The 6416-nt window shown below is 70.0% G+C and carries 5 protein-coding genes; 2 read left to right on the forward strand and 3 right to left on the reverse strand.

The window, feature by feature from the left end:
• From FV228_RS17650 to rho, 3 genes are all read right to left on the reverse strand, one after another.
• The coding region (locus tag FV228_RS17650) for a cation diffusion facilitator family transporter (protein ID WP_147855824.1) at nt 1–958 on the reverse strand (958 nt) is incomplete at its 3' end.
• Nucleotides 959–1034: 76 nt separating this feature from the next.
• Nucleotides 1035–1646: a Maf family nucleotide pyrophosphatase gene (locus FV228_RS17655; RefSeq protein WP_147855825.1), complete on the reverse strand. Its 612-nt coding sequence runs from the start codon at nt 1644–1646 to the stop codon at nt 1035–1037.
• Nucleotides 1647–1872: 226 nt separating this feature from the next.
• Nucleotides 1873–3255: a transcription termination factor Rho gene (gene rho / locus FV228_RS17660; protein WP_246693937.1), complete on the reverse strand. Its 1383-nt coding sequence runs from the start codon at nt 3253–3255 to the stop codon at nt 1873–1875.
• 551 nt (nt 3256–3806) lie between these two features.
• Here rho and FV228_RS17665 point away from each other — a divergent pair.
• Nucleotides 3807–4310 carry a DUF3429 domain-containing protein gene (locus FV228_RS17665; RefSeq protein ID WP_147855826.1) on the forward strand — a complete coding sequence of 168 codons (504 nt, stop codon included), beginning with the start codon at nt 3807–3809 and terminating at the stop codon, nt 4308–4310.
• Between the two features lie 334 nt (nt 4311–4644).
• The gene (gene hisS / locus FV228_RS17670; protein WP_147855827.1) at nt 4645–6195 is read left to right on the forward strand and encodes a histidine--tRNA ligase; all 1551 of its coding nucleotides are present in this window, start codon (nt 4645–4647) and stop codon (nt 6193–6195) included.
• The last annotated feature ends 221 nt before the right edge of the window (nt 6196–6416 follow it).

Genomic DNA, 6416 nt, shown 5'->3' on the forward strand with positions numbered 1-6416 from the left:
CCTCGGCGAGCCGGCAGGCCGGGCCGCCGGCCGCCTCGATCTGCAGGGTCGCGTGGCCGATGCCGAAGCGGCTGCGCAGGCCCTCAGCGGTCTCGTTGAGGAAGCCGTTGCCCGGGTGGTCCTCGGCGATCACCAGGTGGACCGTGAGGGCGACGCTGGTGGTGCTCATCGGCCAGATGTGCAGGTCGTGGAGGTCGACCACCCCGGGACGCTCGCGCAGGAAGCCGGTCACCGCCTCCGGGGAGATCTCCGGCGGCACCGCATCCAGCGACATCGCCACGCTGTCGCGCAGGAGCCCCCAGGTCGCCCAGACCACGAGGCCCGCGATGGCGAGGCTGACCGCGGGGTCGAGCCAACTGAGCCCGGTGAGCTGGATCACCAGGCCGGCGATCACGACGCCTGCCGAGACCGCCGCGTCGGCCACCATGTGCAGGAACGCGCCGCGGATGTTGATGTCGCCCTTGGCGCCGCTGGCGAACAGCCAGGCGGTGACGCCGTTGATCAGGATCCCGATGGCGGCCACCACCATCACGATGGAGCCCACTACCGGCTCGGGATGGACCAGCCGGACCAGGGCCTCCCAGATCACCGCCCCCATGGCGATCAGCAGGAACACCGCGTTGAACAGGGCCGCCAGGATCGACGAGCCGCGATAGCCATAGGTGAACCGGGCGCTGGCCCGGCGGCGCACCAGGATGGCGGCGATCCAGGCGGCGGCCAGGCCCAGCACGTCCGAGAGGTTGTGGCCGGCATCGGCCACCAGGGACATCGAGTTGCTGAGATAGCCGTAGGCCGCCTCGACCACCACGAAACCGGTGTTGAGCACGATGCCGATCGCGAAGGCCGGCCCGAAATTCTTCGGCGCGTGGGCGTGGCCGCCATGGCCGCCGTGCCCCCCATGGGAATGGGATCCGTGGGAATGATCGTGCCCGGCCAAGACGGTGCTCCGTTGGATCATGGTTTCAAAAGGTCCGGGACCTTTTGCGGGTGCAGGGCGGAGCCCTGCCAATGGGCTGAGCCCTTTGAAACCCTGTCTAGAAGTCCAGGTAGCCGGCGTCACGCAAGCGCGTGAGCAACGGCAGCAGCGGCAGTCCCAGCACCGTGCTGTGATCGCCGGCGACCGATTCGAACAGGTGGATGCCCGGTCCTTCCAGCTGGTAGCCGCCGACGCTGGCGCGGACCCTGTCCTCGCCGGCACAGTCCACATAGGCGGCGATCGCCCGGGCATCGAGGGGGCGGATCGTCAGCCGGGCGGTCTCCACGAAGGCGTCGTCGAGGGCGCCGGCCAGCGCCACCGCGGAATGCAGGGCGTGGGTGTGGCCGGCCAGGCGGGCGAGTTGGGCCCGGGCCTCCGCGGCATCCCGGGGCTTGTGGAAGACCGTGCCGTCGAGTTCGAGCACCTGGTCGGCGCCGAGGACGACCCGGCCGGGATGGCGGGCGGCCACCGCGTCGGCCTTGGCGCGGGCGAGGCGCAGGGCGAGCTCGGGCGGCGACAGGTCCTGGCTCGACGCCTCGACCGCGCGCTCGTCGATGCCGGGGGACGCGGTCTCCACCGGAAGCGCCGCGCTCTCCAGCAGGAGGCGTCGGGTCGGGCTGGTGGAGGCGAGGAGGAGCGGGTCCGGACGGAGCCAGGGCGAGCGGGGCATCGCGCCAGTGTCACGGATCGCGCTTGCGAAGCAAGGCTGCGACGAGCCCCGCCGCCGGGATGAACCGGCCGGCGGGGCTGTCGCGGAGCCGATACGCAACCTGGCTCCCGGGGCCGACAATGGCAGCGGCCGGTTAGGAGAAGGTCAACGCGACCCTGAGTTTCCAAAGGGCCGGGCCCTTCGGCGGGTTTCGGAGGCGGAGCCCTCGAATCCGGCCCCGACCCGGTCAGGTGTTCATCGAGTCGAAGAAGTCGCCGTTGCTCTTGGTCTGGCGCAGCTTGTCCATGAGGAACTCGATCGCGTCGGTGACGCCCATCGGGTTGAGGATGCGGCGCAGCACGTAGGTCTTCTTGAGGGCGTCCGGCGGGACCAGCAGCTCCTCCTTGCGGGTGCCCGAGCGGGTGATGTCGATCGCCGGGAAGATGCGCTTGTCCGAGACCTTGCGGTCCAGGATGATCTCCGAGTTGCCGGTGCCCTTGAACTCCTCGAAGATCACCTCGTCCATGCGCGAGCCGGTGTCGATGAGCGCGGTGGCGATGATCGAGAGCGAGCCGCCCTCCTCGATGTTGCGGGCGGCGCCAAAGAAGCGCTTGGGCCGCTGCAGGGCGTTGGCGTCGACGCCGCCGGTCAGCACCTTGCCGGAGGACGGCACCACGGTGTTGTAGGCGCGGCCGAGCCGGGTGATCGAATCGAGCAGGATGACGACGTCGCGGCCGTGCTCCACCAGGCGCTTGGCCTTCTCGATCACCATCTCGGCGACCTGCACGTGGCGGGTGGCCGGCTCGTCGAAGGTCGAGGCGATGACCTCGCCCTTCACCGAGCGGATCATGTCGGTGACCTCCTCGGGGCGCTCGTCGATGAGCAGCACGATGAGGTAGCATTCCGGGTGGTTGATGGTGATCGACTGCGCGATGTTCTGCATCAGCACGGTCTTGCCGGTGCGCGGCGGCGCCACGATCAGGGCGCGCTGGCCCTTGCCGATCGGGGCGACGATGTCGATGATCCGAGGGCTGAAATCCTTCTTGGGCGGGTTGTCCAGTTCGAGCTTGAAGCGCTGGGTCGGGAACAGCGGCGTCAGGTTGTCGAAATGGACCTTGTGCTTGATCTTCTCCGGGTTCTCGAAGTTGATCGTGTTGACCTTCAGGAGCGCGAAGTAGCGCTCGCCGTCCTTGGGGCCGCGGATCGGGCCCTCGACGGTGTCGCCGGTGCGCAGGCCGAAGCGCCGGATCTGGGTCGGCGAGATGTAGATGTCGTCCGGGCCCGGCAGGTAGTTCGAGTCGTTCGAGCGCAGGAAGCCGAAGCCGTCCTGCAGCACCTCGACGGTGCCGGCGCCGATGATCTCGACCTCCTTGGCAGCGAGCTGCTTCAGGATCGCGAACATCAACTCCTGCTTGCGCATGGTCGAGGCGTTCTCGACCTCGACCTCCTCGGCGAAAGCGGTCAGGTCGGTCGGCGTCTTGGCCTTGAGATCGAACAGCTTGACCTCGCGCACACCCTCGAGGGCGGCGACGGTCCCTTGACCGGCTCCTTGGGTGGCGGGCGCGTCGGCCGGGTCCGCGGTCTCGGGATCGACCAGGGGGTCGGCGAAGGCGTCGGGATGTGGCGTCATGGGGTGTCTTGCAACCGACGGAGAAGGTGGGAGGGCCGGTTCTGCGCCAAGCAACCCGGGGGACGGGCGCCGGAGAGCGGGCCGCGCTGGAACAGCGAGGGGCCCGAAGATCGTCTTGGCTGGACCGTGTACGGCAGGACCCTCGCGGCTCACGGGCGCGCTACGGCGCTGACCTTGTGATGAGGGCAGAGCAAAAGTAACGCGTTTTTCCACTGCACTCAAGGGGCTGATGGATCGGGGCTGGTCTGACGCACGCGCGAGCGGTGACGACGGGCCCGCATCGTCGCGGAGTGGGGCGTCATGGCCTCCCGCGCATCCCCGCCCCCGCAGAGGGGCCAGGGAGACGCGCCCTGTTCTCAAACCCACGGCGTCCCTCGGAAACCTACGCCCCCCGCCACGATCCGTTGAACACCTCTGCGCACGCCGGACCTCGCGAATCCGGCGCGGCGGCGCTAATGCGCTCTGCACGGAACCGCGTTCCCGCGGGGCCGTTCCCCGTCCCGGCGCCGCAGCGCAGCAAACCGTCAACCCGAGAGCCCGGCCCCACCGACATGCGCGACGACGCTACCGGACGCACCATCACCGCGCACGAGCCGCGCCGGATCCCGTGGCTCGACATCGTCTTCGGCTTCGGCCCGATGGTGCCGATCGCGGCCGGCGCCGCCGCGACCTGGTGGCTGAACGGCCAACCCCTCGATTACCTGGTGGCCCTGTTCACCCTGCTGTACGCCGCCTCGATCCTGCTGTTCCTGGCCGGCGTCCACCGGGGCGTCAGCTTCCGCACCGAGGGCGGCCCGCATCTCGCGCAGATCGTGACGATGCTGATCCTGTACGGTCTCGGCCTGTTCAGCCTGTTCTCGGCCGTGATGGGCAAGGCGGTGCCGGCGCTGGCCATGCTGATCCTGGGCTACGCGGCCATCGGGATCCTGGATCCGATCGCGGCGCGCGCCGGGCAGGTGCCGCTCGCCCATGCCCGCCTGCGCCCGCTGCAGATGCCGATCGCCGTCATCAGCCTGGCGGTCCTGCTCTGGATCAAGCTGACGGCGCCGTATTAATCGTTCTTCTCAAACCCACCTCCCCCTCATCCTGAGGCGACGCAGCGAAGCGGAGGCCTCGAAGGAGGGCTCCAGGGATCGCGCGGCAGCTGGAGGCCTCCTTCGAGGCGGCTTCGCCGTACCTCAGGATTGGGGAGTGAGTCGGTCATCCGTAAGGCTGGCCGTTGCGTCGCGTCATTGCACCTTCAGCGACGGCGCGGCCAAGCCAGACCCCGGAAACCGAATTCCCCTTTCGCCCATCATGCTCTAGAGCCCGGCCCCAGGATCCCCGCCGCGCCGGGGACGACTCACACCGGACCCGGGCTCCGGGTCCGCGGGAAGCGAACGCGTTCACATGTCCAAGCCCGAAACCGCGAAGGCCGAGAGCCGGGCCGAAATCCTGAAACCCCGCCTGCCCCGCGGCTTCGTCGACCGCCGCGCCGACGAGATCGCCGCGCAGGGTCGGATGCTGGAAACGATCCGCAAGAGCTTCGAGCTCTACGGCTTCGAGGCCCTGGAGACCCCGTTCGTCGAGTATACCGAGGCGCTCGGCAAGTTCCTGCCCGACCTCGACCGCCCGAACGCCGGCGTGTTCTCGTTCCAGGACGACGACGAGGCCTGGCTCTCCTTGCGCTACGACCTGACCGCGCCGCTGGCCCGGTTCGTGGCCGAGAACTACGACGCGCTGCCGAAACCCTACCGCAGCTACCGGGCCGGCTTCGTGTTCCGCAACGAGAAGCCGGGGCCCGGCCGCTTCCGCCAGTTCATGCAGTTCGATGCGGACATCGTCGGCGCCGGCAGCGTCGCGGCCGATGCCGAGACCTGCATGCTGATGGCCGACACGCTGGACCGGCTCGGGCTCGGCGGCCAGTACGTGGTCAAGGTCAACAACCGCAAAGTGCTCGACGGCGTCATGGAAGCGATCGGGCTCGCCGGCCCAGACAAGGCCGGCCAGCGCCTGACCGTCCTGCGGGCGATCGACAAGCTCGACCGGCTCGGCGTCGACGGCGTGCGCGACCTCCTGGGCGCCGGCCGCAAGGACGAGAGCGGCGACTTCACCAAGGGCGCGGGCCTCGACGCCGATGCGGTGTCCCGGATCCTGGCCTACGTGTCGTTCCAGGCCGATGCCGGCGACGGCGCCGACAAGATGGCCTTCTGGGAGAAGTTCTTCGCCGGCTGGCACGAGGCGGTGGGCGGGTCCGAGACCGGCCGCGAGGGCATCGCCGAGTTGCACGCGATCATGCGGCTCTGCGCCGCCGCCGGCTACGGCCACGACGTGATCCGCGCCGATCCGAGCGTGGTGCGCGGACTCGAATACTACACCGGCCCGGTCTACGAGGCCGAGCTGACGTTCCCGGTCACAAACGAGGACGGCCAGACCGTGCGCTTCGGCTCGGTGGCCGGGGGCGGCCGCTACGACGGCCTGGTCGGGCGGTTCCGGGCCGAGCCGGTGCCGGCCACCGGTTTCTCCATCGGCGTCTCGCGGCTGTTCTCGGCGCTGCAGCTGGTGAAGAGCCCGCTGCTCGCCGGCACCGAGACCCCCGGCCCGGTGGTGGTGCTGGTCCTCGACCGCGAGAACATGGCCGATTACCAGCGGCTGGTCGCGCTGCTGCGGGCCGACGGCATCCGGGCCGAGCTCTATCTCGGCGCCGCCGGCATGAAGGCGCAGATGAAGTATGCCGACCGGCGCCGCGCCCCGGCGGCGATCATCCAGGGCTCGAACGAGCGCCTGGCCGGCGAGGTCCAGATCAAGGACCTGATCGAGGGCGCGCGGGCGGCCGAGAGCATCGGCAGCAACGCCGAGTGGAAGGCGGCGCGGCCGGCGCAGGTTTCCTGCCCCGAGGCCGACATGGTGGCACAGGTCCGCGCCGTGCTGGCCCGGCACTTCCCGGCGCCCAAGGACTGAGACTGGAGCGCTCTCCGACGAAGTGGCTCCGGTTCGTCGCAAGAGCGCGCGTCAAAACGAGAGCCTAGAGCCGTGGCCCCCCCCCCCCCCCCCCCCCCCCCCCCCCCCCCCCCCGCCCCCGCCCCCCCCCCCCCCCCCCCCCCCACCCCCCCCCCCCCCCCCCCCCCCCCCCCCCCCCCCCCCCCCACGGCTCTAGAGCGTGTTATGCACCTGTCATCAGT

The sequence above is a fragment of the Methylobacterium sp. WL18 genome, assembly GCF_008040015.1.
GTDB classification, from domain to species: Bacteria; Pseudomonadota; Alphaproteobacteria; order Rhizobiales; family Beijerinckiaceae; genus Methylobacterium; species Methylobacterium mesophilicum.

Bases quoted from the DNA above. Each gene is read 5' to 3' on its own strand.
- rho (WP_246693937.1), bottom strand. From the start codon at position 3,255: ATGACGCCACATCCCGACGCCTTCGCCGACCCCCTGGTCGATCCCGAG.
- FV228_RS17665 (WP_147855826.1), top strand. From the start codon at position 3,807: ATGCGCGACGACGCTACCGGACGCACCATCACCGCGCACGAGCCGCGC.
- hisS (WP_147855827.1), top strand. From the start codon at position 4,645: ATGTCCAAGCCCGAAACCGCGAAGGCCGAGAGCCGGGCCGAAATCCTG.
- FV228_RS17655 (WP_147855825.1), bottom strand. From the start codon at position 1,646: ATGCCCCGCTCGCCCTGGCTCCGTCCGGACCCGCTCCTCCTCGCCTCC.